The sequence below is a fragment of the Mesorhizobium sp. B4-1-1 genome (assembly GCF_006439375.1).
In the GTDB taxonomy this organism is placed as follows: Bacteria; Pseudomonadota; Alphaproteobacteria; order Rhizobiales; family Rhizobiaceae; genus Mesorhizobium.
The window spans coordinates 1-26,416 of record NZ_VFTH01000001.1; the positions used below are offsets into that span (position 1 = coordinate 1).

Sequence of the window (26,416 nt, forward strand, 5' to 3'; positions counted from 1 at the left end):
CCCATGACCCGCCCGATCATCGTGTTCGATCTCGACGGAACACTGGTCGATACGGCGCCCGACCTGCTCGACAGCCTCAACCACAGCCTGGCGGCAAGCGACCTCGCCGCTGTCGACGAAGCCGGTTTCCGGCGTTTCGTCGGCCATGGCGGGCGCGTCATGATCGAACGCGCGCATGCCGCGCAGAACAAGGCGCTGGTGGCGGAAGAGCACGACCGGCTGCTGAAACTGTTCCTCGACCATTACACGCTGAACATTCCCGGCAAATCCCGCCCCTATCCCGGCGTCGTCGCCGCCCTCGATCGTTTTCAGGCCGCCGGCTACCTGATGGCGGTCTGCACCAACAAATACGAAGCGAACTCCGCAACGCTGATCGGCGCGCTTGGCATGTCGGGCTATTTTGCCGCGATCTGCGGCCAGGACACATTCGCCTTCCGCAAGCCCGACCCGCGCCATCTCACCGAAACGATCCGGCTGGCCGGCGGCGATGCGGAGAACGCCTTGATGATCGGCGATTCGCAAACCGACATCGATACCGCCAAGGCTGCCGGCATTCCGGTGGTCGCGGTCGATTTCGGCTACACCGACCGCCATGTGCGCGAATTCGAGCCGACCCTGGTGATCTCGCATTTCGACACGCTGACGCCGGACCTGGCCGAGCGGCTGATCGCGGCGGCGCGCTGAGCGCGCAGAACCCGTCGTCCCCAGTGCAATTGTAGAAGATGTAGAAGAATTCGTCGGGCCATTCATCCAACACTATCAAGCTGTTGGATGGTGGGCGATGCAGGGATTGAACCTGCGACCCCACCCGTGTGAAGGGTGTGCTCTCCCGCTGAGCTAATCGCCCGCTCTTTGCCCGAAGGCCGAAGCGAGCCGCGATATAAGGTAGGCAAGCTCTCGAAGTCAAGGCGATGTGCCGACGATCTTCGAACGGCTGCCGAGCCGAACCGGTCAAGGCTCTAAATCAGCCCTCTGCGCACATTCATCCGCGTCACCGCCGTCACCAGAACGGCGCCGGTCATGAAATAGAGCGTGGCGATGATGTGGCCTTGGTGGAAATGCAACCCGGCAAACAAAAGGGCCGTGACCACGGCAAGGAAGGCGATGACGCGTGAGAATGCATCGGGCATGGGGCGACCTTGTGCAATGTGTCGAGTAGCCGCCCTCATTCAGCCGCACGCTCCATAGAGCGGTTTTCGACTTTTCGCAACCGGCTCGGTGGCGAACTCTCAGGCCAGATCCACTTCGACCCACAGTCCGCCTGGTCCGCGTGCCGCATCGCGCGGCGCGCTGCGTACTGCCTGGATCGAACCGGATGGCGCGGCAAAAGCCGGCTTCCCGTTCTTGTCCGCCAGCCATGGATCATCGGCACGAATGACGCGGCCCTTCGTCTTTGTCTCGAGCGCCGTCAGGATGCCGTCGTAGGGCATCTCGCCCCAATGCACTTTCAAGGCATCGGTCTTGTTGGTGGGGATGAAAGCCGACAGGTCGCTGCTCGTCAGCAGGTCAAAACCCTGTTTCTCCGGCGTGGCGTTCTGACTGCCGTGATGGGCGACTTTGAGATAGACGGTGCGCACCAGAAGATCGGCCGATGTGACTGTGCCCTGCCCCACTGGCCATTTCAGATCCTTCCAGCTCAGCCAGTTGCCGATCTGGGCGTCGCCGGGGAACAGGAGAACCCGGCCGCTGTCGATGAACTCGAAGGCCAGCACCAGGCTGGTGTTGTTGACGCCGCGGTCGAGCTGCAGGGCAAGGTCGGCGGCGATCCCCATCCAGTCGGCGTCGATGCGCCGCCAGGACTGGTCGCGGTCTTCCATGGATGCAGCGGCCGAAACCGGCCCGGAATAATGCTTGCGGACGAAGGTGGCGACATCGACGGTCGGGTCGCTGCCCTTGTCGCCGTTGAGCGCCGCGGAAAGCGGCGTGCCGACATTGCGTTCGAACGGACTGAGCTCGTCGAGATAATTAGCGTCGGCCCCCTCGTTCATCTTGAGGCCGCTGGTCAGGGCCCGCGCAAACGGGCCGCCGCTGGCCAGCGGGAACATCTCGCTCGCCTTCTCCTCCAGCCGCAGGGCCGCCTTGTCGCGCGGCGGGCCCAACACATAGACGCGAAGGTTGGGCAACCCGTCGATCGATACCGGCGGCCCGCCGGGCTCGAAATAGGTCGGCGACGGTTTTTGCGAAAGCCTGGCCGCAGCGTCGCGAGCCGAGCGCACACGCTCCCCGACAGCGCCGAACTGGAAGCCAAGCACGGATTGCAGACCGTCGCGCACGCCGGCCATGTAGGCGCTCAGCCCCTGCATTCCGTCGAGCTTCTGGCCCACGCCTTGCAGTGCCGCCAGCGCCTGGCCCTTGAACTTGTCGAGTTCCGCGGCCTCGGCGTCGGCGGGATTTTCGGTCCACGCCATCCAGACATCGGCGACGACGAAATCCTTGAAGAGGTCCTTCGCCGTCAGGAAGCCGGAGACATGGTCCCAGTGTTCGTGCGTGACGACGAGAACGTCGATCTTGCCGCCGGTCTCTTTCCTGATGTCGGCGACGATGTCGCCGACCAGCGCCGGACCGCCCGCGATCGAAACATGGATGCCGCAATCGATGAGCATGCGGAACGGCTTTTTGTCCGCCTTTTTGAAGGTAAGCAGATGGCAATCGCCGATGCCCTGGCAGTAATGCCGGACGGTGACGCCCGACGCCGGTACGGTAGCCGCTTTTGCCGGCCTTGTCGTCGTCGCCGGCTTTCTAGACATGGTCGTCATCTCCATCGCTGGCATGCAGCAGGGCAAAGGGCTCCGACACTTCGCCGCCGAAATAGAGCGCTCTGAGCGGCGACAGGTAATTGGCGGCCATAGTCCCGGCCTGACGCTTCTGCCGGTCCGCGCTGCCAGTGTTCTTGATGATCGAGTAGCGGATCTCCTCGAACCCCTCGCGCGGGTCGATGATGATGGTGGCGCCGCCCCGGAACCAGAAGAAGCCGTCGCCCTTAGCCATGCCTTGCGGCATCGCTGTGCCGTCGAGCGCAACTGGAATCCGCTGCTGGATGACCGCCACGACCTCGACGCGGAACGAGCCGTCCGGCTCGACGCGGCGAGTCGGGCGCACGCTGTAGATGTCGAAGGTCGTCTCGCCTTTCTTCGGCGCGTGCATGACCGTCCCGTCCTCATTGTAGCGAGGCAGATCCGGCAGCAGGCCGAACTGCTTGTAGAGGTCCGGGTTGGAGGCGAAGGTCTTGTGCATCGCCTTCCACAGCGTGTAGCGGTTCTTGTCGTTGAGCGCGAAGATCTCGGCCCGCTTCAATTTCTGGTTCCAGCCGAGGTCGATCTTGCTGAGCAGGCCTTTCAGCCAGGTCGGAGAAGGATCTTCCGGCGCGCTCCAGGCGAGCGTCTCCTCCGAGATGGTGCGCACGTCGCGCGGCAAGAGCTTCCATTTGCGGAACGATTCCAGGAAAGCCAGGCGGTAATGCAGCGGATCGTCCGGATAGGCGTCGCGGTCGGCGGTGACCAGAGCGCGCAGGTATTCGCCGAAAGTGATGTCGACGGAGGGGCAATAGTCGAGCGCGCGGATGCACATGGTCAACATCTGCCTGGCGGTCTTGGCGACCTCGTCGGTCAGGCGCTCGACCAGGCTCGGATGCAAGGTTCCCGCCGGCAGGATGCCGGAGCCGCCGGTGGCAAGCTGGATCAGATCGTCGGTCCGCCGATCGGTGATCGCCAGGAAGGCCTGGTAGACGGCGAAGACCAGGATCGAGCCCCGGTCATGCGCCTCCACGGTCTTGTCGTAGTCGAGATCGGCCATGCCGGCGCCGCCATATTCGCGCAACGGCCCGGCCCGGCCGCTGCCTTCGCCGAACTGCTTGGCGATACCGGAAAGCAGCGAGGCGGCCGACAATTCGCCCCTCGCCTTGCCGATCTCGAAGCTGACCAACTCCTTCAGCGTGAAATGCTGGAACAGCGCGACGATGTCGGCGAAGGCCTCGTGGAAGGCCGGCACGTCCGGGTTGGACGCTTCCTGGAAGCGGCGGTGCAGCCCGTCGAGCAACGCATGCGACATCTCATGCGCGACGATGTCGCTGGACAGACACGAAAACACCGTCGTTCCGGGCGTGGTGACGTCGCCCTCGTTGCTGGTCGCCGGGAAATAGCCGAACAGCAGCGCCTTCTTTTCCGGGCTGTAATAGGCATTCTCGGCGCGCAACGCATGCGGATAGATGCGCAGGCGCGGCACGTAGCGCGCCTTCACCGTCATGTCGCCGGTCCGGCCGGGAGCCTCGGCATAATGCGGCGCCCACAACGCCCGCCGGCCAAGCGCGCGCTCGAAATGGCCGATCGTGGTCATGGCGACGGCGTAGACCATCTGCTGGTGGAATTTCGGATTGCCCTCCGAAGGCGGCAGGCCATCCTGCGCCAGAAGCACCTTGTCGTTGAGGTCTACCGGATCGTAGACGCGGTCGGACGCGGGGTCGACATCGACCACCTCAAGATATTCGCCGATCGGACCCGACAGTAACGGCCTGTCGGTCGCCGGTTCGTCGTCCCACGGCACCGAAAGCGTCGACTGGTAGACCGAAACCGAATCCAGCCTTTTCGCCACCGACGGATCTAGCGCGTAAATGCGCAGGCGCCGTTGCGGCGGCGGCATCGGCCGTGGCTTGCGCTTGATACCCGGCGCGGGGCCCATGACCGGCGCCGGAACCGCCGCGCTGGCGCCCGGCCTTCCGAGCAAACCTTCCAGAAACGCCTTCAGCGGCTTCGACGGGTTGCCCTGGTCGAGCGCCGCTTCGAGATAGCGGTTGCGCGCCGCGGCCGAAATACTGCCCGGATCGCCATCCGGATCGGCGATCGCCTGTTCGACTGCCGCCGTGACTTGCGCCATCTGCGTCAGTTCAAGCGCAAACATCGTTCCCTGCCGAAGCGTCGCACGCGGGAGCGCCGCCAACGAATTCCCGCCGGTCAAAAGGTCCAGCCAGCTCCATGTGTAGGTGGCTCGAGCGAGCTTCGTCAGGCTGTTCGCCGCCGGCGGCGGGAAGCCCAGCGCATCGAAGGCCCGCAAGACGCCCTGCCCGATCTTCTCCTTCGTCTCCGCCGCATTCATCTTGGCCGTCGATTTCAAGGCCTTCGCGAACAACGCCTTGCGGACCGCCTCGATCCGCATCCATGGCTGGGGATAATTCTTCACCACGTCCCAATGCTCGGCCAGCCACAGAGCGGCCGCGGCAGCGACCTGGGGGGTGGCGGCCGAGGTGCCGTTGCCGTCCATGTCGACCACCTTGCGGCAATCGATTTCAGCCCAGGGCACGTTCGGCGTGTAGGCTCCCAGCGCCGTGCTCATCTTCGAAGGCGGCCCGTAATTGCCTTGCATGGTGCCGAGGGCGAGCCCGGCATAGGCGCGCCCGTCGCTCATCACGCCGCAGGCCGCAAGCACCCGGTTGTAGCGCGCGGGATAAACGATGCTCCTCGGCGTGATGGTGAAATTGTTGCCGGCCGCCGTGACCATGACCACGCCGTGGTCGTAGGCAAGGTTGACGGCGTCGACCAGAGCCTGCGAGGCGAGGCCGCCCATGCTCATCGACAATACCTGCGCGCCCTGCTGGCGCGCATAGTCGATGCCTTGCACCATGGTGCCGGTGGTCAGCCGCACCACCCAGTCGGCGATGCGCACCGGCAGGATTTTCGCCAGTGGCGCGCCGCCGACGAAATCGGTGAAGCCCGGCCAATGCGGCGACGTGCCGTCGAGCTTGTTGCCGGCCAGCAGGCTGAGCGTGCCTGTTCCATGACCGCGATTGCTGGTCAGTGTGCCGGCCGGAGCGTGGTCGGTCGCGTTGTTCGGGCCGGTCCCGTCGTCGACGAAATTGCGCTGCTGCGCTGTAAGAAGTCCTGCTGGAAGGGTTTCGTGACCAGGATCGAAACCGGTATCGAGATGGGCGATGGTGATGTTGGCCTGCTTGGCGCCGACGCTTTCGCGCGCGGCCTTGAACTGGCTGAAGTCCGGCGCGGCATTCCAGGCGACGCGGCCCGCGACCACCGCCTGTCCGCCCTGCGGATCCTGGTCGTCGAAAGTACATGTCGGAGCTGCGCTTGCCGCCATGCCGCGATCGCCGGCGCTGTCCTTGTAGTCCCATTGCTGCATGATATCGGGCTCGACCGCGAGCACCTCGGCGCCCGCGGCCGCCAGCGCCGGAGCCCGGGCGACAAGATCGTGAGCGTGGTCCCAGGGATTGTCTGCTTCGGCGGCATCCGCGGCCAAGCGCAACCAGGTGGCGCCGAGGTCCGCGGCCGCGGCCGTACCGGTGCTTGCAGCACCAGGCGGGAGAGTAAGGATCGGCTCGGCTTCGATCCCGCCAATCCGCGGCGGCCCGCCTCGCACAGAGAGCCCCGCGCCGTCGCCACGAACCTTTACAAGGAGTCCCTTCGCGGCTGCCACGGCGTCCCTCCCTCAAGATGGACCATGGCGCCGACCGTCCGCTACAGTCAAGCCAAGGTTCCAGCCACGCTTCGACTGGTCTATTTGCCGACTAGGCAATCATGCCGGCTGCAAGGCAAAGATTGATCGAGGCGTGAACCATGCATTTCCAGAATAACCATCGGTCCGCCCGGCGCGCATATCTGTGAGCACCTTCACATACGTCGGACAGGGCTTGCGCTCAAATGTTGCAACGGCGGCATCGACGGCCCTACCTGACTGCGGTGTCCGCCGCTGCTGCCGGACTGCGATCTGGATGCGGTTCTCGAGGAGAAATTTCGATCACCTAGCCATTTTCAGGTTTGCTGTCTGCGCGCATGGGCACCTCCCACCCAAGCGCGCGGACGGCGTTTCCAAGGATCGGCCCGCAACCGCCAGTGCGCCCGGTCTCCTTAGAGTTTGCCGGCTTATCCGATTTCGGCGTATCAGGCGTGACTTTGATCCTCCGTCCGTCACCCCGAGAATTCGGCAAGCTACCACAGAAGGAGACGACGCTTTGATCGAGCACGCACTTATCCTACAATTTCCGTCTAACGAGAGGCGGAATCGTATCATGGCTACAAACGGCGCGGACGACAGGAACCTGCCGCGCCTGGCGCGCATCGACCCGCGCCAGTTCGACCTGCTGTTCGGCGGCTGCAAGCTGGAGCGCTATGCGGCCGGTCAGCATTTGTTCGTCCAGGAGGATGCGTCCGACCGCATCTATGGCGTGATGAGCGGCACCGTCGAGATTTCGATCTATTCGCCCGGCGGGCAGAAGCTGGTGGCCAATATCGAACTGTCGCGCAGCCTCGTCGGAGAGATCGGAGCGCTGGACGGGCGCCCGCGCACGGCGACCGCCATCTGCCTCACGGCCTGTGAGCTGGTTTCACTTAACCGGACACAACTCTTTGACCGCATTGAAAAAAACCCGCCTCTGGCCCGCGCGATGATCGAATTGCTGTGCACGCGGCTGCGCTGGGTCAGCGGCGAGTTGGGCGACCAGGCCTTTTTCGGCATCGAGGCCAGGCTGGCAAAGCGGCTGGTGTTCTTGAGCGGCGTCATGGCGGACTCGGCCGGCTGGATTCCGATTTCGCAGTCGGAGCTCGGCGAGTTCCTCGGCGCTACGCGCGAATCCGTCAACAAGACGCTGAACGACTGGCGCAGCCGGCAGATGATCGCCATCAGGCGCGGTGGCTTGCGCATCACCAACGCCGCCGCGCTGAACCACATCGCCGAATCGCAGGACGACGACTGAGCAATCAGGCTCGGCGGTTTCGCCGTAGCCCGCTCGGCGGTTTCGCCCAGCCCGCTCGGCGGTTTCGCCATGGCTCCGTCGGTTCGTCGCATCCGAGAAACGACGAACAGCTTTCAGCGCACCGGTCAGAGCCGCGAGACCAGATAGCGCAGCGCCGACCGGCTCGGCATGAAGAAATAGCCGCCGCCCTTTGTCGTTACGAACTGCGGCACCTCCTTGAGCACGGTGACCTTTTCCCAGGAAGGGATCGAGAACCGGCCGCCGCCGCCCCGCGTGCCGATCGTCGGATCCGTCTCGCCGACAAGGCCCTGGAACGAGTTCGACGAGACCCAGGTCTGCTGGATGAATTCGTATTGGCGTTCGATATCGGCGTTGAGGCACATGAAGAGCAGGCCCTTCTCCGTCTTTCCGCCCCTGTCCTTCTTCTCGTAGGTGCGGCCGACGCGCAGGATCCGGTGGCGCTTGCCGATCCTGATCTGCGTCTCGCGGTCCTCGCCCAGCGAATCGCGCGGGTTGGACCGGCGTATGTGCGAGCCGAGCGGACAGGCATGTCCCTGCGGATCCTCGGCGCCGAGCGCGAAATCATTGTCGACGCCGCGGCCAGGGCGTCCGTTCGGATTGCGCACCAGCGAGCTGCCGTCCTGCCAGCGACCGAGCATCTTTGCCGCCACCCAATGCGGTGTGATGGTGGAATCGCCAGTCTCATTTGCTGCCTGCGTCGCGGCCTTCCTGCAATAGTCGTCGAACAATTCGACATGCTGCTCGAACTGGCGCAGGACGAGAAAGGTGCCGTTGCGGCCGAAATCGCGCGGCGGAGGCGGCTGCCCCGGAATCTGACGGTTGCGCCGCACCTGCGATAGGATGCCGGTGCGATCCAGCGCCGCCTCGACCGACGGCGAAGCCGGATAGAAGCCATGCTCGTCGCGATAGCCGAACAGGAACTCGCCGGGCGCCAGCAGATGCATGGGCGCCGCTCCTTTGGCGGCGCGCTGCGTGCCCCGGACGATCGGTTGCGAGACGCCGTCGACGAAGCCGAAATGCTCGACCGCCCGCTTGCCGTTGCGCCGCACCATCAGCGGCAGTTCGGCGGCCACGGACATCCCTGCGCCTGTCGTCTGTCGCTTCATGGCGGTGATTTCTGCCTTCAACGCGGCCGGCGTCCCGGCATAGCAGACGATGACGACGTCGACGGGCTTGGCGGACGACCCCCACTGCCATTTGTCGGGAGCGTCGGGACCGGTGTCGTTGAGAATGCGGCTGCGCTCGGGCGTTCCCATGCCTTGCCGGAAGGCGACAGGAAACGTGTCCAACGGCTCGTCGTCGACACCGCCCCGCAGCCCGAGCCGGCGCAGCCCGTTGGGGCCGAAAGCCACGGTCATGGCGCGGCCGGCCGGCACTCCGTCGCCGAAACTGGTTTTGTCGATCACGAAGTCGAGCCACGACTTGCGCTTCGCCGCCGGCAACCCTTCCGGCACCTGGATCGCAAGCATATGCGCATGACCGAGCGCGCCGAAGGGCCCGAAGAAAATGGATTGAATTTCCCCGGATTCCAGCTTTTCGAGCGGCGCGGGCGGCGGTTCGGGCAGGCTGGTCGCGTCCGCCGGCCGCGCTGGCGGGCGCGGCAGCGAACCGAACAGGCTCAGCCAGTCGCGCGCCTCGTTGCCGGTGGCCGATGCGATGCCGCGCCTGATCCTGGAGTTGATCCGGATGCGCGGTGTGTTGAGGTGCGGATAGGCGCTGTACCAGAACAGCGTCGGCACCTGCTGGCGCCGCGCCCAGCGCTTGAAACGATCGCCGTCGCGCGCGCCGTCCAGGAACAGCCAGCGCGTGCGAGGATAGCCCTCGGTGTTGCTCCACACGCCGGTCAGGCCGGCCGAGGCCTTGGCGATGAAATCCTCCAGGTAACTTTCCCAGCTGCCGCCGTAATTGGAGAAGAACACCAGCCTGTCGGTGCCGGGCAAAAGCACCCAGCGGGCGAAATGAATGGTGTTGATGGTGGCGAGGAAGCCCGGCCTGAACACTTTCTGTGCCGATATCGAGATGAGATAGAAGGAGAGCCGCAGCGCCAGCCGCCGCAAGATGCCCGGCTTCATCGTCGAGATCGCCGTCAGGTTGTTCTGCGCGCAGTGGTCCTCATTGGCGAGGATCTTTTCCAGCGCGCCGATGTCGACCGGCGTGTTCGCCGGCCGGTCCTTGTCCTCCAGCCGCCGCAACGCCAGGAAGCAAAGACCCACGAACAGGGCGAGAATGGCCAGCAGGCCCAGCACCGTGAGCAGAAGCGCGGCGCCGGCGATAGCGATGTTGGCAAAGGTGACGCCATGCGGGTTCCCGAACACCAGCACATAAGTCATGCGCCAAAAGGCCAGGACGACGATCGCAACAGTGACGAACATCGCCGGCGTCAGCAGCGTCGTCGTCAGCGCGCGCGACCAATGGCCGGGCGGCCTTTCCAGCTGGCTTTCGGCGGGCTCGAACGCCCAGCCGAATTGCCCGAGGCAACGGACATGCCGGCGTGCCTCGGCCAGCACATCCATCGCGTTGCCGGCGCCCGCGCGCGGCTTTTCGACGATCTCGCGCACGCTGTCGGCGAGCCGCGCCTCGGCAAGGATGCGGCGTACGGAATGGCCTGGCGTGCCGGAAAAAACCAAGCCCGCGGCGCTGCCGAAGGACGGCGATATCTCTATGTGGTTCCTCTTCAGGAAATCCTCCAGCGAGCCGCCGTCCGGCAGGCCGCAGACATCCCTGAAGATCGGCCGCAGCCTGTGCCCGATCGATTGCGCGATGGCGGTTATGACATCGTCGGTGCTGCCGTCGCCGGAGATTTCGAACACCAGCGCGCCGGCCTCCATTCCCGTCTTTTCATCCTTGCCGGTGGGAGCGACGGCTAGGCTGGTGAAATGTATGGTGCCGACCTTGTCGAGCGCGCCGCGCAGCTCGCCGATCGCGGGATTGCCAAGGTCGGCGACCTTGTCACGCACCGCATCGAGCGGCATGGAGCGGATGATCGGGCAGACAACCGTCACCATCGACTGGTCGGCTGTGCGGCAAAGCGGCGAACGCTCGAAATCGACTTTGAGGCTTGCCGGATAGGCGCCGACATTGACCATCTTGCCGGCCCTGCCGCGCGCGCGGCCAAGCTTCGGTTTGCTGAACAGGGCGCGGATGCATTCGCCGATCTGGATGCGGGCGATCTCGGCACCGATGCACAAATGGATGCCGTAGCCGAAAACCATGTAGTCGCGATGCGGGCGCGACGTATCGAATTCGTTCGGCCGCTGCACGATCTCTGGATCGAACATCGCCGAAAGCGTCGCCGGCATCACCACGGTTCCGGCCTTCACCAGCCGCTCGCGGCGCGTGCCCTTGCCGATGACCGCGTCACGTCTGGTATAGCGCCATGGCCCGATCCAGATCGGTTTGAACCGCATGGCTTCCATGATCGCCCGGTCGAGTTTGCCGGTATCGCCGGCGGCAATTGCCTGATCGACGGCTTGCCGTGCGTCCGTTCGCGACAGGATCACATCCAGGCAGTTGCTGCCGGCAAGCACATTGGTCGGCACGAAACCGGCGACCATGCCGAGCATGATGGAATGGATGTCGGGCAGCGACAGGCGCCCCTGATCCATCAGCGCTACGAGGCGGGCAAGCGGCCGGTCGTCCTTGTCCGCTTTTTCCCTGACCGCCGCGATCGAGCGGTCTATGATCTTGATCAGCCGATCGCCGCCGACCACGGCAAGCTGGCGCGTGGCGGGACTTGCCGTCGGGTCGGAAAAGAACAGCGCGCTGAGCGCGATCGACCAGTCGGCGAACTCGGTTTCGTCGTCGATCTTGAGGCCGAAATAATCGCGGCAGATGCGCACCGGCACGATCTTCATCAATCCGGCGATGGCATCGAAGCCGGGACTGGCGCGGGTCATGATGTCGCGCGAATGGCGCTCGGCGATCGGCCTGACGGCGGCCTCGACCTCCGCCGGCGGGAAAGCGCTCAGCACCGCCGATTTCATCTGCCGGTACGCGGCGCCGTCCTGCATGCCGAGAATGAAATTCGAGCCGCGGGCGAGTTCGGCCATTTCCGGCCCGTAAGGCGTTTCGAACTCGTCGCCCCGCTCCAATATGTCGCGAACGTCCGCGCCCTTGGTGACGAGCAGGAAATTGCCGAAGCCGAGATTCGGCCAGAAACGGCGCAGCAGCGCCAGAAGCCAGCGCGGATCGCCCAGAAGAAAACCGGCGATGCGGGAAGCAAAGCCACCCTTGGAACGCAGCCGGTCGATATCGAACGGCGGCATTTCGGCGACCGGACGCTGGCTCTTCTGAGCGGCGCGGACGGCGGCGAAGTACTTCAAAGTGATCATCGCGTTCAAGCCCCCCGGCTATCCACGTCAATGCGATGCCGGCATTGTCTGGCCTAGGTTTGCATCGGTCCGGCGTATGTGAATTCGCTCACAGTCATTTATTGTCGGCCCCGGCGATCATGCGGCAGATTTGGCTCGATCGAAATTGCCGATCAGGAAATTGTTCTTGGCCGGGTCCACGAACGGTATCCAGCGTATCCTCTGCTCGGAAAAATCGGGATGCCTGGTCATGAAAATCTCAAGCTCATGCGCCGCCTGGTCGCGCCGCCCGCTTCTCGTCAGGGCGCCTATCTTCAGGAACCTCGCGTAGAAGTAACTTGGCGACAGGTTGAGCGAGCGCTCGGCGTTGGCGATCGCAGCCTGCCAGTCCTCGACGAAGCAATAGGCCGCCGCCAGTTCCCCCAGATTGTGGAAGCGATAGAGGTCGAACGGGCTCAACCGCTCGGTGTCGAGGAAGAACGGTATCGCGCCGGTCGCATCGCCAAGCAGAAGGTACGCGCTGCCCATGGCCGAGCGGGCGAAGGCGAAGCTCGGATTGATGTGGATCGCTTCGGCAAGATGCTCTGCCGCCAACGCCGGAAGGCCGCGCATGATGTCGGCCGCGCCGAGATAGGCATGCGGGCGCGCATCGAGGCTGTCCATCAGAAGCGCCTTGCGCGCAAGCGTCTCGACTTTCTCCAGATCGTCGCTGTCGCCGAAACGCAGCCAGGCCCGCCAGAAATACCACCATGCAAGCTCATTGAGCACGGCGCTCGAGTTCGGATCTTCCTGGTAGGCCTTGTCGAAGAAGTCGAGCGCGATTTCGGTATCGCGACGTGTCCGCCTGTTCATGTGCCAACGGCCGCGCCTGACCAACTGCCACGTTTCGAGGCTTTCCCACGGCACCTGGAACGTGCGTGCCTGCTCGGCGCGGTCGACCTCCTTGTCGAGGATGGAAACGATCTCGCTGCCGATCTGGTCGCGCAGGCTGAAGATATCGACGAGGTCGCGGTCGAAACGTTGCGACCAGACCAGGCGCCCGTTCGAGGTGTCGGTGAGCGACGCGTTGAGACGAATCTGCCTGTCGGAGCGCGCCAACGTGCCGCTGACGATGTAGCGGGCGCCCAGCGCGTTGCCGATGAGCCTTGTGCCGAGGCTGTCGTCGCGAAACTGGAAACTGGACCCCTTGGCAATGACCGAGAGCCAGCGCGTGTTGGAAAGACCGTAGATGATGTCCTCGGCGATACCGTCGGCCATATAGCCGACATCGGGTTCGCTTCCGTTGCCCTGGAACGGCAGCACGGCGATTGCCGGGGGCCCCTTGGCAATCGGCCTGGAATGACTGGGCGTGGCGGGAATGGGAGCGAAGGACGCCGTCGCGACAGGGCCGTTGCCGCCACGACCGGCGATCAGGACCTGCACCGGCAGGGCGATGTTCTTCAGGCTGAACTCGCCGAGATCGGTGAAGACCGCCGCCGTCTTGTCCTTCACGTGATGCCACGTCGTCGCCGAGATGGCGACGCCGTCATGCGGCGCGAATTCCTGAAGGCGGGCTGCGATATTCACGTCGTCGCCGTAGAGACGGCCTTCCCGAACGATGACGTCGCCGGTGTTGATCCCGGCGCGAAACGGCATGCGCATGCCTTCGGCGGCCGCGGCATTCAGCGCCACGATCCGGGCCTGGAAATCAAAGGCCGCCCGCAAGGCTTCGATCGGGTTGCCGAATTCGGCCATGATGCTGTCGCCTGCATCGCCGAACGTGCGCCCGCCAAATGCGCCGCAACTGCCGGCGATGATGTCGCGCCTTTCCTCGAAGGCGGCGACAGCCGACTCGTCGTCGATGCCCATAAGCCTCGAGAATCCTACGGCGTCGATCGAAATGATTGTCGCAAGCTGACGGGTATAATTCCGCTCAGCCATGATCGAGCCCCCAGTCCCCGTTTCAGTCCAGAACAGGTGACCTGCGCTCAAAAAAACGCGTCGCCGTCTGCCGACGGAAATCCTCGGCAGGCCCGGCGCACTGTTGCCACCCTGTTATGACCAGAATTCTATCAGGGTCTTGCCGAAAGCTCTACCACGAACAGCTAATGTGACGAATTCACCGTCCGGCGCATGGTTAGTCGTTCATTACGTCAGGAGACACATCCGAACCGCGACTTTACCATTTGAAATTATTATATTTTCTCCGCCAAACAATACTAATCCTGTTTCCACCAGCAAGGATCGGTCGCATCGAGGGATGCGCTGCAAAAACGCGCTATTGCGGCGCTGCGGAACCAACCCGCCTGCGTGCGAGTTTCTGACGGCACTTACGCCGACGAGATTTGAGGGCTCTCATGCGCACTGTTGTTTTAGCAACCGGTATCGCTTTCCTGCTTGTCAGTGGACAAGCCTTCGCAGCAGACGACCAGCCGCTGCCGCCGCAAAATGCAAAGAAACTGTCCGAGATTGTCGCCAAGGTCGAGCACCGCACCGACTTCCGCTACGTGAAGGAGGTCGATTGGGACAGCGACGGCTACACCATCACCTACTACACCACGGACAAGGCCAAGGTCCAAATCACCTACGATCCCGTGACCGGCGAACCCAAATAGGCCTGGTTCGGTTGCCTCCGCCATTCCGCAAGGCCTGCGTTCGGCATAGATTTGCTCGTCGAAACAGGCCGGACGGAGGACCAAGATGCGGCTTCACATCAGCGCAACCGCCTTGCTTGTGGCCGCATCGGCGCTTGTGACATCACGCCCGGCGCTCGCGAACGGCCCGTCCTTCGATTGCCGAAAGGCGCAGTTGCCAGCCGAGAAGGCGATCTGCGCCGACCCGCAAATGTCGGCCATCGATGCTTTGGTCACCAAAGCCTATGCCGGTTTCGAGCCCGCTTTCGGCGGCGACAAACGCGGGATCGCCAGGAAACTGGTCGCCGATCGGAATGCCTGCAAGACGGACGCTGCCTGCATCGTCAGCGCGCAGAACAATGCGCAGCAGACTTACGGCAATGCACCGAAATGGGTGCAGGACTACAATATCGCGCTCATCGGCAAGAAGGCGCTCGACCTTGGGGCAAGGGCGCCGAAGCCGACCGATCAGCCCTTGGCCGTGTCGATCGGAAAATGCGGCTTCACCCATATCACGGCGCTGACGACGAGGCTGGGTGACGACCCGCTGGAAACCGCCAGCCCGGAAGCCGGCAGCGCGGCGCGATTTACCAACGGCGGCACGGCGGTCTCCTACGACCGCGACCCGGGACTGGCGAGTTCCAAGGTCGGCGATCCGGTCGTCATGTGCCTGATCGCGATCCCGCGCGACTGTCCGAAAGACGATCTGCGCGGCAGGGTCTACTACGCCATGGACCTCGCCGCCAAAGGCACATGGGCCCTGCCCGACTCCCAGCATCTGTGCGGCGGCGCCTGAGAACCCTGACGCCGCGTCGCGAAACCAGCGCTATGGACGCCCCTTGCATCGGCAAACCTTTGGTGGCTGACTGCGCCATGATTGCGGGCACGGGGGTGCATGGCAATGATCGGCTACGTCCTGAAGCGCATCCTGATGGTGCTTGTCGGCTATCTGGTCGCGGTGCTTGTCGGGTTGATCGCAGTGTTGGTGATCTACGCGATACTGAGCTCGCTGCCCAACGCGCCGGGCTACTTCGAGCTCATGGAGTTCACGCCCGTCGCCGTGCTGGTGGTGCCGCCGCTCGGCATGTTCATCTACTTCCTGACGATCATCCTGACCGGAATGCAGACGCTGGTTTTCGCCCTGATCGCCGAGTTCTTTTCGTTGCGAAGCTTTTGGCTGCACATGCTGTTCGGCGCCGCTGCCGCGGCTGCCGGTTTCATGTTGATCTGGCCGGACGCCACCGATGATCCGGAACGCTGGGCCGACATGGGCATCATCGCCGCCGCCGGCCTCGTGGCCGGGCTGGTCTACTGGCTTATCGCCGGGCGCGACGCCGGCTTCCGCCGGCCGCTCATCAAGGCACTTCCAAGAAACGTGTGAAGCGGTCAGGTTCGGCGGCTTCGCCGTGGCCTTCCGTCCGGAATTGCTTGAAAGTAGACAGCGCTCAGCTTGACGGCGTGCGCACCGCTTCGGTCGCGTCGAGCGCCTGCATCAGCTTGGAATCGCGGTCATAGACGTCGTCGAAATACTCGACCTTGCCGGACATGTCCGGCCATGCGGTGAAATAGGCGACATAGACCGGAATGACACGCGTGACATTCTCGGTCGAATGCCCATGCTTCAGCTTCTCGGCGATATCGTCGACGGAGGTGCCGAGCACGGCGGCGGCCATGCCGCGCGGATCCTGCAACCGCACGCAGCCATGGCTGAGCGCGCGCATGTCGCGTGCGAAGAACGACTTCTGCGGCGTGTCGTGCATGTAGATGGCATGCTTGTTGGGGAACAGGATCTTCAATTCGCCCAAGGCATTCGCTTCGCTCGGCTGCTGCCGCACGCTGAAGGGGATGTTGGCGCCATAGGCACCCCAATTGACCGCCGAGGACGGGATGCGCTTGCCGCGCGAATCCGTCACCTCATAGCCAGCGCGGTCGAGATAGCCCGGATCGCTGCGCAGCCTCGGCAGCATCTCGTTGACGATGATCGACTGCGGCACACCCCAATAGGGGTGGAAGTCGACCTGCTTGATCTGGTTGTAGAAAAAGGCGGTCTGGTTGGTGACCCGGCCGATGACCGCGCGGGTCTTCAGCTTCTCCTCACCATTGTCGATATAGCTGGCGGTAAAGGCCGGCTGGTTGATGAAGACGCGCGGGCTGCCGAGATCCGACGGCATCCAGCGCAGTTCCTCGAGCGCCACCTTGACCTTCTCGATCTTGTCGGCCTTCGAGGCGCCGGCCAGCGAGGCCACGGTACGCGGGCCGATGACGCCGTCGCCCTTCATGCCGGCGCGCTGCTGTACGGCCTTGATCACCGGCACAAGCTCGGGATCGTAGAGCTCGCTCTTGCCCAGCCTGGCGAGCACCTCGCCATAGTTGCCGCCCATCTCATCGTCGAGATTGCGGGAAATCAGCGTCAGCAGCTTCGGCAGTTCCGGGCTGCTTTCGCCGGGCTTGAGCAACAACTTGGGATCGACGATGATCTCGTTTTCCTCGCTCGCCTCGAGCGCTTCCAATTCGACGCGCAGCGCCTGGTACTCGGCATTCTGCGGGTGGCGCGATTCGAGGTAGGTGCGGATCTCCTGGGTATGCGCCAGCGTTTTCAGCGCGCCTTCGAGATCGAACGGCTTGGCCGGGAAATCGTAGTAACCGGTCATCCGGTTGGGGCCGACGCGGCCACTCTGGGCATCTTGCGCATAGCGCAGCACGCGCGCCGACAGCGCCATCTCGAAGCGGACCAGTTCCTTGGTCCGCTCTTCGGGCGTAGCGGCAGTCGTGGCAGCCGGAACATCGACGGAATAGTCGGCCGGCGTCAGGCCGTAGCTTGCCGCCTCGCCCAGGACGCGCACCGCATCCTGAGCTCGGCCGTTGGGGACGTTGTCGCTCACCCAGATGAAATCCGGGTTGGCCGAATAATAGGCGATCAGTGCCTTGGCGATATCCGGCTCGGCGAACAGCTCGTAATCACCCAAGCCTGCGACGGCGTCGCGGAAGCTGTTGCCCGTCACGGACGGCACATAGGCGGCGTCCTGTGCGGTCGCCGGCTGCGGCGCCGGCAGCAGCGATTTGAAATCGACGCGAACGAGCTTGTCGGCCCTGTAGGTGTTGTACGTCGGGCTGCTGATTCTGACGCTGCCGCCGCCCTCTCCCGCTGATGCTGCCGGCCGTATCTTGCGTGGCTTCGGCGGCGGCGGAAATTCACCTTGCGGGTTGTGCCGGATACCGCCGCCGAACAGCATGTCGAACAGCCCTTGAGCGCTTGCCGGCTGCTGTCCGAAGGCCAGCGTTGCCGCGATGGCGATCGGCAGGACGGTTTTCTTGTTCCCGAGGATTTTCATGCTTCACCCGCACCGGTTGCAACCGGTTCCCGTTCCGCGCCGCTGGACGGTCCCGCCCTCCGCATGGCGCATGTATGACGTGACTATACCGATTCATACCGATTTCGTTAAGCTTCCATAAATTTTCGCAGCCGTGTTGCAGAACAGTTTCACATCATTGTGAGACGGTGTGACCTGCCTCGGTTCGCGCCATGCTTGCGGCATTGCGCCAGACATCGGCGGAAACTGGCCCGGACGTGATAAGCTCCGGCCGTTATGCTGAAAATCCGGGCAACTTGAGCAGTCGGAGGATTTGCCGTGAAGAAGGGTTATCGCCAGTTGCTCGACGAGGCGAATGCCGAGATCGAAGTGGTTTCGCCGGAGGAGGCAGCGGGGCTGCTGGAGGACGACGACACGATCTTCGTCGATCTGCGCGATCCGCGCGAGGTCGAGCGTGACGGCAAGATCCCCGGCGCCAAGCATGTGACGCGCGGCATGCTGGAATTCTGGATCGATCCCGAAAGCCCCTATCACAAGCCGTTCTTCGCCAGCGGAAAGACCTTCGTCTTCTTCTGCGCCGGCGGCTGGCGCTCGGCTTTGGCCACCAAGACGGCGCAGGACATGGGCCTGACACCAGTCAGGCATATCCTCGGCGGCTACACCGCCTGGAAAGCGGCCGGCCTGCCGATCGAGCCCGGCCAGAAGAAAAAGGCCGACTGATCACAGTTTTCCGCAACGTCTGGGATCAATCGACCCAATGGTTTTCTGGATAGCAAGTGCGGTTGGATTGGCGGTCGCCTATCTGCTTGGTTCCACGCCCACCGGCTACCTGGCCGGCAGACTTCTCAAGGGCATCGACATACGCGAGCACGGCTCCAGATCCACCGGCGCGACCAACGTGCTCAGAACCTTGGGCAAATGGCCGGCATTGGCGGTTCTGCTTGTCGATGTGCTGAAAGGCGTGGCGGCGATCGTCTTTGTTCGCTGGTTTTATCCCTGGTGCTACGCGATATCGTCCGCCACGCCACCGATTGCGCTTGAATTGCAGACGTTGGCGCCCTGGCTCGTTTGCCTGGCCGGACTTGCCGTGCTGCTGGGGCACGGCCGGTCGATCTGGCTGAATTTCACGGGCGGAAAATCCGCCGCGACGGGACTTGGCGTGCTGCTGGCGATGTCATGGCCAGTAGGATTGGGTGCTGCCACGGCATTTGCGGCCACACTCGCTCTTTTCCGGATCGTTTCCCTGAGCTCGATGCTGGCGGCGCTGACGGCGGTCGCGCTTGTCTGCGGCTTGGAGCAACCATTGCCATATCGGTTGCTGGTGATCGCGGGCAGCCTCTACGTGATCCTGCGCCACCGCGCCAACATTCAGCGACTGCTGGCGGGAACAGAGCCACGCCTTGGCGGCGGCGGCGGCCCGGGACCGAATGCAGGCTCGCAAATCTCCTAGAGCATGATCCCGAAAAGTGGGAACCGGCTTCGGGGAAAGATTATGCTCCAACAAAAAGTTAGATCGTGACGGCGATTCAACGAAACGCCATCACGATCTAGTGCAGGGTCGTTTCGCGTTGCCCGGTCACGAAACCGACCGCGCGCGCAACGACCTCCCTGTCGGCGAGGATGCGGCGATGGCCAAGTCCATTGGCCCAATGCAAGTGGACATGCTCGCCGGCGCCCGCGTAACGCTTCGCATGATCGGCATGGACTTCGCGGTCGTCCGGCGCGTGGATGATCAGCGTCGGCACCGGCGTCTCCGCAAGTTGGCGGTCGCCGGTGAATTCGCTGAGCGGCCGGCCCGACAGATGTTTTACCCGGTCCGCCATGGCGACGCGGGAGCGCGGCCCGACATTCATCATGTCGCTGAAATCGTCGAAGATTGCCGGCAGCGAGCTCGGCGCGGCAATCAGCACCAGTTTCTGCGCCTTAAGCGGCGGCATGCCCTTGACCGATGCCGCGACGGCATTGGCGGCAATCGCGCCGCCGAAGGAATGGCCGACGACGGCGGCAAAGGGGCCGAACCATTCACCGGCGACCCGCGCCGCGTCCACGGCAGTCACCATGTTGAGATGCCGGCCGAGCGAATGGCCATGTCCGGGCAGGTCGAGCGAGACGACCTTGTAGCCGGCGCCGCGAAACCCTTCGATCAGGGCGCGCATATATTCGGTGCGCGAACGCCAGCCATGGATGACGAGCACCGTTCCGCGCGACTCCCTGCCCGGCTCCGGGCGGAATTCATGCACCGCCACGCAGTCCGTCCTGGTCTTCAGCCGGTGGTGGCGCGCCTCGGCCATGAAGTCCGAGGCGCGTTCGACAGCGCGACGCTCACCGTCGCTCAAGGATTTGACATTGGGTGTGCGGCAAAACAATTCGAATGCGACGCGGCCGCCGAGACGTGGCATGACATGCTCGGCCGCGCCAAAGACGCCGCGGATGACCTTCAATCCAAATGATGCCATATTGGCGATCCATCCATTCGTTCAAGCATGAACATAATAGTTCAAACATGAACATTAAGCAAGAGCTGCCCTGGGACAATCCTCGCTTTCGCAACTGGGTTGCGGTGGCGCGCGCCTGCCATGTGCTGGAGCGCACGCTGGCGGTGAAGCTCGCCCCGCTCGACCTCAAGCCGGCGCAGCTCGACGTGCTGATGAACCTCTATCGCCACCCAGGCATGTCGCAGCACGATCTTGCCCGCAAGCTGCTGGTCGGCCGCTCCAACATCACCATGCTATTGCCGCAGCTCGAGGCGCGCGGCCTGCTTCGCCGCGAGGGCGACGAGAAGGACAAGCGGGTGCTGCGGCTGAACCTGACCGAGGCGGGCGAAGCCCTGCTGATGAAGGCTCTGAAGGTTCACATGGCGCTGATCGAGAAGGCGATGAGCCAGTCGACGCCGGAGCAGTGCGACATGATCGGCGAGCAGATGCGCAAGATCGCCGACGTGCTGAAGGAAGCCTGAGCCGACTTCCGATTACCACATGGTTTTCTTCGCCCGCTCCGGCCATTCCCTGTCATAGGCCTCGGCATCGATGTTCTTGCGGCTTGTGACCTCGAGGATCTGGCCGGGCGTTGGCAGCGACTTCGGATCGACATGCCTGGCCGGGTTCCACAGCTCGGAGCGCACGATAGCGCGGGCGCATTGGAAATAGACCGTGTCGACATCGATGACCGTGACCGAGCGCGCCGGCTTGCCTTCAACCATGAAGGACCCGCAAAGCCCGGCATCGGTTGTGATGTGAGCGCGGCCGTTGACGCGCAGCGTGGTGCCCGAGCCCGGCACCAGAAAGAGCAGCCCGACGCGTGGGTCGCGAATGATGTTCTTCAGCGAATCGGCGCGGTTGTTGCCGCGCCTATCCGGCATCATCAGCGTCTTGTCGTCGACGATGCGTACGAAGCCCCCGAAATCGCCACGCGGCGAACAGTCGAGCCCCTCCGGTCCGCTGGTCGCCAGCGCCACGAAGGGTGACGCCTCGATGAAGGCGGCATATTCGGGAATCACATGGTCGAGCTCCTTGACGACCGAAGCCTCGCCCGGCAATCCGTAAAGTGCCTCGAGCTGTTCGACGGATGTGATGAGCGACATCTTTTTTTCGCCTCCTGACCTTTTGCCGGCGCTACCCCATGTCCATGACGCCTTGACGACAGCCGGCTGCCGAAATTGGATGCCTGCGCCAGGCTAGCGATCTCGGCTCAGCCCCTTCTCGGCCAGCTCGGCAAGGTAAGCGTTCCAGCGCTCGTCCTTTTCGTGGCCGAGCGTATGCAGATAGTTCCAAGTGAAGATGCCGGTGTCGTGGAAATCGTCGAAGGTGATGCGCACAGCATAATTGCCGACCGGGTCGATCTTGAGGATCGCGACATCGCGTTTGCCGGGAACCGTCACCCGCTGCTCCGGCGAATGGCCCTGCACCTCCGCCGATGGCGAGGCCACGCGCAGGAACTCCGCCGGCAACTCGAACGGTTGGTGGCCGGGGAAAGTCACGGTCAAGAGCTTGCGGTCCTTCGAGACCCTGAGTTCCTTTGGCGCGGTCATGGCTGTCCTGTCTGGGTTGCGCCCTTCCCTACGCCGCTTCGCGCGATCCGAAAAGGATCATTAGGAAGCAGCCGACACGCGATGTCGGTCGGGGAATGTTACCAAAGATCGAGACATTCTATCTTGAATGCGGCATTGGATCGTATCACATAGCTATATATAACGACGCCGCTCAGGCCATGGGAAACGCTTGCAAATGGACATGATCGACCCCTTCGGTCGCACCATCAGCTATCTGCGCGTGTCGGTCACCGACCGCTGCGATTTCCGCTGTACCTATTGCATGGCCGAGGACATGACCTTCCTGCCGAAGAAGGATCTGCTGTCGTTGGAAGAGCTTGACCGGCTCTGCACCGTTTTCATCGAAAAGGGCGTGAAGAAGCTGCGGCTGACCGGCGGCGAGCCGCTGGTGCGCAAGAACATCATGCATCTGGTGCGCCAGCTGTCGCGGCATCTTGCGAGCGGCGCCCTGGAAGAGCTGACGCTGACCACCAATGGCTCGCAGCTTTCGCGCTTCGCCGCAGAGCTCGCCGATTGCGGCGTCAAGCGCATCAACGTCTCGCTCGATACGCTCGATGCCGGGAAATTCCACCAGATCACGCGCTGGGGCAATCTCGGCAAGGTGATGGAGGGCATCGATGCCGCGCAGAAGGCCGGGCTGAAGATCAAGCTCAACGCGGTTGCGCTGCGCGACTTCAACGACGCCGAGATTCCCGAGCTGATGTGCTGGGCGCATGGCCGCGGCATGGACCTCACTCTCATCGAGACGATGCCGATGGGCGAGATCGAGGCCGACCGCACCGACCAGTATTTGCCGCTGTCGCTGTTGCGCGCCTCGCTGGAACGCCAGTTCACGCTTTCCGATATTCCTTTCAAGACCGGCGGCCCCGCCCGCTATGTCCATGTCGCCGAGACCGACGGCCGGCTCGGCTTCATCACGCCGATGACGCACAATTTCTGCGAAAGCTGCAACCGCGTGCGGCTTACCTGCACCGGCACGCTCTACATGTGCCTCGGCCAGGAGGACGCCGCCGATCTCAGGGCGCCCCTGCGCGCCTCCGAGGGCAACGAACTGCTCGGCGCGGCAATCGACGAGGCCATCGGCCGCAAGCCCAAGGGCCATGATTTCATCATCGACCGCCGCACCAGCCGTCCTTCCGTATCGCGCCATATGAGCGTCACCGGCGGCTGATTTTTTCCACTGATTGGTGCATGATCTCTTCTGGTCATCGACCGAAGGGGGGATCATGCAACGTCCGCGGCGCTTCGGCTGGTCGTCACTGGCGGCTATCTTGTCGCTGTCGACAATCATGACGACGGCCGCAACGGCCAAGCCGTTCACCTACGTGAATGCGCGTTTCGGCCAGTCATGCACATTTCCCGACGAAATCTTCGACAAGCCGATGCCTGAGCCGGAAAACGGCGATGGTCAGCAATGGCTTAGCGCCGACGGCGCCAGCCTGACCTGCTCCGGCATCTACAACGTCGACAACGACACGCCGCAAGGTTTCGTCGTCCAGGAGAAAGCCAGCACCGGACCGGGTTACAAGATCACCTACAGCAAGACCGGCAAGAACTGGGCGCTGCTTTCCGGCACCAAGGACGGCAGGATCTTCTACGAGCGGCGCCTGTTCGGGAAGGACGACGTCATCCGTACCGTCTGGATCGAGTATCCCGCCGCGCTCAAGGCTAAATACGACCCGCTGGTTGGCGCCGTTGCCAACAGCCTGCGCGGCCCCTGAGGCCAGCCTGGCTGCACTGAAAATAAGCGCTCGCGCCATCTTCCGCCCGATTTACCGCCGGCCTTTTCCGGCCTAGCCTTCGAGGTGCGATTTTCGCTCTAGGGGGAGTGCACATGCGCACATTCATGCTTTCACTTGCAATGCTTGGGGTTGCTTCCGTATCGGCCGCGGCTCAGTCGATCGGCGGCACCTACACCATCGCCGGCACCAATTTCGACGGCTCGAAATATGGCGGCGAGGCAACCATCACGCTGACCAGCGACACGACCTGCACGCTCCACTGGGAAACCGGCGGCTCGACCTCGGACGGCATCTGCATGCGTAACGACAATGCATTTTCCGCCGGCTATGCGATGGGCAAGGAGATCGGTCTCGTCGTTTACAAGATCGAGAAGGACGGCTCCCTGCACGGGCTGTGGACCATTGCCGGCCAGAACGGCAACGGCACCGAAGTTCTGACGCCGAAGTAAGTCGTCGGAATCTCGGCAAATCGATCTCATGGGCGACGCAGAAATTCGTGGCCCATTTCTTTGCCGTTGCTGTTTTCCGGCCGCCTGCTAGACGGCTGGATTAAAATAGAATCCGGAAACGCCTTTGCCTCTCTCGCCAAATCTGCGCGGCGCGCTGTTCATGATCGTGGCCATGGTCGGCTTCACCTTGAACGACGCGATCACCAAATTCTCGTCCGAATCGATGAACATGGCGCAGGTCATGCTGGTGCGCGGCGCCTTCGCATCCGTGTTCGTCGGCCTGCTCGCCTGGCGGCGCGGCGCGCTTGCCAATCCGGCCGCCATGTTGCAGCCGATGGTGGCCATGCGTGTCGCCGGCGAAGCGGGCGCCACCGTGTCGTTCCTCATCGCGCTTGCGCATCTGCCGATCGGCAATGTCTCGGCCGTCATGCAGGCTCTGCCGCTGGCGGTCACCATGGGCGCGGCATTGGTCTTCGGCGAAAGTGTCGGCTGGCGACGTTGGACCGCCATTGCCGCCGGGTTCGTCGGCGTGCTCATCATCGTGCGGCCGGGTTTCGAAGGATTCAGCGTCTATTCGCTGGTGGCATTGGCCAGCGTCGCCTGCTGCGCCGTGCGCGACCTCTCCACCAAGCGCATCCCCGAGGCGATCCCGACCATGCTGGTGTCGACGGCGACCGCGCTTGCCATGACGGTCCTCGGTGCGCTGCTTTTGTCACCGATGGGCGGCTGGACGCCGATGAGCGGCAAGGCGACAGCTCTGTTGGCATTGGCGGCGGTGCTGGTGCTCATCGGCTATCAGTTCATCATCATGGCGATGCGCTCGGGCGACATCTCCTTCATCGCACCCTACCGCTACACCGCCCTGCTCTGGTCGATCCTGCTCGGCCTCGTCATCTTCGGCGACGTCCCAGACCTGCCCATGATCGTCGGCGCAGTCATCATCATCGGCTCCGGCCTTTATGCGCTCTACCGCGAGCGCGTCGTCGGCAGGCGGCAACCTGCCGCCGAAAGCGCTGGACCCGACATGGCGCCGGACGGCATATAGTCCGATGGACCGACATGTTGCGGGGATCATTCTGGCGGGAGGCCAGTCGCGTCGGATGGGCGGCGGCGACAAGCCGTTGCTTTCGCTTGGCGATGACAGACTGATCGATCATGTCGCCCGCCGATTGAAGTCGCAGGTCGCGACCCTGGGGCTCAATGCGAACGGCGATCCGGCGCGGTTTGCCGCCCTGGACCTGCCGGTGCTGGAGGATACGGTGCCGGGCCATGCCGGGCCGCTGGCTGGCATTCTCACCGGCCTCGAATGGGCGACCACGCAAACGAGCTGTCGATGGCTGATGAGTGCCGCCGGCGACACGCCGTTCTTCCCCGACGACCTCGTCGAGCGCCTGGTCGCGGCAGTTCACGACCGGCCTGGCGCGATCGCCGTCGCCAGTTCGGGCGGCAGACGGCACCCGACCTTCGCGCTTTGGCCGCTCGGCCTGCGCGACGCCTTGCGCCATTTCATGGTCGACGAGGACAACCGGCGGGTTTCGGCCTTCATGGAGCGCCAAGGCTATGTCGCGGTCGAATTCCCCATGATCGAGGTCGGCAACCAGAAGATCGATCCATTCTTCAACGTCAATACACCGGACGACCTTGCGGCGGCGGAGCGTCTGTTGCAAAGCCTCGGGCCATGAGACGCGTATTCGGCATCACCGGCTGGAAGAACTCCGGCAAGACGACCCTGACGGAAAAGCTGGTCACCGAACTGGTGGCGCGCGGCTGGACGGTTTCGACGGTGAAGCACGCCCACCATGACTTTGACATCGACAAGCCGGGCGCCGACAGCTTCCGCCATCGGCAGGCGGGCGCCACCGAGGTCGCGATCGTCTCCGGCCGGCGCTGGGCGCTGATGCACGAATTGCGCGGAGAGAACGAACCGACGCTGGACGACATCCTGGCGCGCCTGGCGCCCTCGGATATCGTGCTGGTCGAAGGCTATAAGCGCCAAGCGCATAAGAAGATCGAGGCAAGGCGGCTCGAGGCCAGGGACCGGACACCGCTTTCGGCCAACGATCCCAACATTGTCGCCATTGCCGCCGACTTTACAGTCGAAGCCGAAACGTTGCCGGTTTTCGATCTCGATGACACGAAATCGATAGCCGACTTTGTCGAGCGCAGCACAGGTCTCGTGGCTCAAACCAAGTAACGCAGCGGCACATTCTGATTGTCGTTTGGCGTTGAT

The 26,416-nt window shown here is 63.5% G+C and carries 23 protein-coding genes and 1 tRNA gene; 14 read left to right on the forward strand and 10 right to left on the reverse strand.

Features of this window, described 5'->3' with window-relative positions:
• The first annotated feature begins 3 nt into the window (after nt 1-3).
• Nucleotides 4-684 carry a phosphoglycolate phosphatase gene (locus FJW10_RS00005; protein WP_140898204.1) on the forward strand — a complete coding sequence of 227 codons (681 nt, stop codon included), beginning with the start codon at nt 4-6 and terminating at the stop codon, nt 682-684.
• An 88-nt stretch (nt 685-772) separates the two neighbouring features.
• Here the strand turns inward: FJW10_RS00005 and FJW10_RS00010 are convergent.
• The 4 genes from FJW10_RS00010 to FJW10_RS00020 form a co-directional block, all read right to left on the reverse strand.
• Nucleotides 773-847 (reverse strand) — tRNA-Val (locus tag FJW10_RS00010).
• Between the two features lie 112 nt (nt 848-959).
• Entirely contained in the window at nt 960-1,130 is a 171-nt protein-coding gene (locus FJW10_RS30315) for a hypothetical protein (protein ID WP_167449170.1), read from the reverse strand.
• 99 nt (nt 1,131-1,229) lie between these two features.
• The gene (locus FJW10_RS00015; RefSeq protein ID WP_181177358.1) at nt 1,230-2,747 is read right to left on the reverse strand and encodes an MBL fold metallo-hydrolase; all 1,518 of its coding nucleotides are present in this window, start codon (nt 2,745-2,747) and stop codon (nt 1,230-1,232) included.
• Complete coding sequence (locus FJW10_RS00020) at nt 2,740-6,246, reverse strand: S8 family serine peptidase (protein ID WP_246674069.1); 3,507 nt, start codon at nt 6,244-6,246, stop codon at nt 2,740-2,742. The genes FJW10_RS00015 and FJW10_RS00020 overlap by 8 nt, the downstream gene beginning before the upstream one ends.
• 763 nt (nt 6,247-7,009) lie before the next feature.
• Here FJW10_RS00020 and FJW10_RS00025 point away from each other — a divergent pair.
• Entirely contained in the window at nt 7,010-7,693 is a 684-nt protein-coding gene (locus tag FJW10_RS00025) for a Crp/Fnr family transcriptional regulator (RefSeq protein ID WP_140897499.1), read from the forward strand.
• A 125-nt stretch (nt 7,694-7,818) separates the two neighbouring features.
• Here the strand turns inward: FJW10_RS00025 and FJW10_RS00030 are convergent, their stop codons facing one another.
• Nucleotides 7,819-12,045, reverse strand: a complete 4,227-nt coding sequence (locus FJW10_RS00030; protein ID WP_140897501.1) for a cytochrome P450 — start codon at nt 12,043-12,045, stop codon at nt 7,819-7,821.
• A gap of 117 nt (nt 12,046-12,162) precedes the next feature.
• Nucleotides 12,163-13,944: an adenylate/guanylate cyclase domain-containing protein gene (locus FJW10_RS00035; RefSeq protein ID WP_140897503.1), complete on the reverse strand. Its 1,782-nt coding sequence runs from the start codon at nt 13,942-13,944 to the stop codon at nt 12,163-12,165.
• Nucleotides 13,945-14,360: 416 nt separating this feature from the next.
• On the opposite strand from FJW10_RS00035, the gene FJW10_RS00040 reads away from it, so the two are divergent.
• The 3 genes from FJW10_RS00040 to FJW10_RS00050 all read left to right on the forward strand — a co-directional run bounded on the left by FJW10_RS00040 (nt 14,361) and on the right by FJW10_RS00050 (nt 16,017).
• Nucleotides 14,361-14,618 (forward strand): PepSY domain-containing protein, encoded by a 258-nt coding sequence (locus tag FJW10_RS00040; RefSeq protein ID WP_140897505.1) that lies wholly within the window; start codon nt 14,361-14,363, stop codon nt 14,616-14,618.
• 85 nt (nt 14,619-14,703) lie between these two features.
• Complete coding sequence (locus FJW10_RS00045) at nt 14,704-15,432, forward strand: lysozyme inhibitor LprI family protein (RefSeq protein WP_140897507.1); 729 nt, start codon at nt 14,704-14,706, stop codon at nt 15,430-15,432.
• A gap of 99 nt (nt 15,433-15,531) precedes the next feature.
• The gene (locus FJW10_RS00050) at nt 15,532-16,017 is read left to right on the forward strand and encodes a hypothetical protein (RefSeq protein WP_140897509.1); all 486 of its coding nucleotides are present in this window, start codon (nt 15,532-15,534) and stop codon (nt 16,015-16,017) included.
• Between the two features lie 64 nt (nt 16,018-16,081).
• On the opposite strand, the gene FJW10_RS00055 is transcribed toward FJW10_RS00050, so the two are convergent.
• Nucleotides 16,082-17,968 carry a murein L,D-transpeptidase gene (locus tag FJW10_RS00055; protein WP_140897510.1) on the reverse strand — a complete coding sequence of 629 codons (1,887 nt, stop codon included), beginning with the start codon at nt 17,966-17,968 and terminating at the stop codon, nt 16,082-16,084.
• A gap of 297 nt (nt 17,969-18,265) precedes the next feature.
• Here FJW10_RS00055 and FJW10_RS00060 point away from each other — a divergent pair, with 297 nt between their 5' ends.
• Nucleotides 18,266-18,667 (forward strand): rhodanese-like domain-containing protein, encoded by a 402-nt coding sequence (locus tag FJW10_RS00060; protein ID WP_140829958.1) that lies wholly within the window; start codon nt 18,266-18,268, stop codon nt 18,665-18,667.
• 37 nt (nt 18,668-18,704) lie between these two features.
• Nucleotides 18,705-19,397 carry a glycerol-3-phosphate 1-O-acyltransferase PlsY gene (gene plsY / locus FJW10_RS00065; protein ID WP_140897512.1) on the forward strand — a complete coding sequence of 231 codons (693 nt, stop codon included), beginning with the start codon at nt 18,705-18,707 and terminating at the stop codon, nt 19,395-19,397.
• A gap of 97 nt (nt 19,398-19,494) precedes the next feature.
• On the opposite strand, the gene FJW10_RS00070 is transcribed toward plsY, so the two are convergent.
• Entirely contained in the window at nt 19,495-20,403 is a 909-nt protein-coding gene (locus FJW10_RS00070) for an alpha/beta hydrolase (protein WP_140897514.1), read from the reverse strand.
• Between the two features lie 47 nt (nt 20,404-20,450).
• On the opposite strand from FJW10_RS00070, the gene FJW10_RS00075 reads away from it, so the two are divergent.
• Entirely contained in the window at nt 20,451-20,903 is a 453-nt protein-coding gene (locus FJW10_RS00075) for a MarR family transcriptional regulator (protein ID WP_027169363.1), read from the forward strand.
• 12 nt (nt 20,904-20,915) lie between these two features.
• Here FJW10_RS00075 and FJW10_RS00080 read toward each other — a convergent pair whose 3' ends face one another.
• The gene (locus tag FJW10_RS00080; RefSeq protein WP_140897516.1) at nt 20,916-21,527 is read right to left on the reverse strand and encodes a pyridoxamine 5'-phosphate oxidase family protein; all 612 of its coding nucleotides are present in this window, start codon (nt 21,525-21,527) and stop codon (nt 20,916-20,918) included.
• 93 nt (nt 21,528-21,620) lie between these two features.
• Entirely contained in the window at nt 21,621-21,974 is a 354-nt protein-coding gene (locus FJW10_RS00085; protein ID WP_140829968.1) for a DUF971 domain-containing protein, read from the reverse strand.
• A gap of 196 nt (nt 21,975-22,170) precedes the next feature.
• On the opposite strand from FJW10_RS00085, the gene moaA reads away from it, so the two are divergent.
• The 6 genes from moaA to mobB all read left to right on the forward strand — a co-directional run bounded on the left by moaA (nt 22,171) and on the right by mobB (nt 26,380).
• Nucleotides 22,171-23,166, forward strand: a complete 996-nt coding sequence (gene moaA / locus FJW10_RS00090) for a GTP 3',8-cyclase MoaA (RefSeq protein ID WP_140897518.1) — start codon at nt 22,171-22,173, stop codon at nt 23,164-23,166.
• A gap of 55 nt (nt 23,167-23,221) precedes the next feature.
• Nucleotides 23,222-23,716 (forward strand): hypothetical protein, encoded by a 495-nt coding sequence (locus tag FJW10_RS00095; RefSeq protein WP_140897521.1) that lies wholly within the window; start codon nt 23,222-23,224, stop codon nt 23,714-23,716.
• Between the two features lie 113 nt (nt 23,717-23,829).
• Complete coding sequence (locus FJW10_RS00100) at nt 23,830-24,186, forward strand: hypothetical protein (RefSeq protein ID WP_140897523.1); 357 nt, start codon at nt 23,830-23,832, stop codon at nt 24,184-24,186.
• 124 nt (nt 24,187-24,310) lie between these two features.
• Nucleotides 24,311-25,231, forward strand: a complete 921-nt coding sequence (locus tag FJW10_RS00105; protein WP_140829980.1) for a DMT family transporter — start codon at nt 24,311-24,313, stop codon at nt 25,229-25,231.
• Between the two features lie 4 nt (nt 25,232-25,235).
• The gene (gene mobA / locus FJW10_RS00110; protein ID WP_140897524.1) at nt 25,236-25,868 is read left to right on the forward strand and encodes a molybdenum cofactor guanylyltransferase MobA; all 633 of its coding nucleotides are present in this window, start codon (nt 25,236-25,238) and stop codon (nt 25,866-25,868) included.
• Nucleotides 25,865-26,380, forward strand: coding sequence for a molybdopterin-guanine dinucleotide biosynthesis protein B (gene mobB, locus FJW10_RS00115; RefSeq protein WP_140897526.1), 516 nt, complete (start codon nt 25,865-25,867; stop codon nt 26,378-26,380). Before mobA ends, mobB begins: the two co-directional genes overlap by 4 nt.
• The last annotated feature ends 36 nt before the right edge of the window (nt 26,381-26,416 follow it).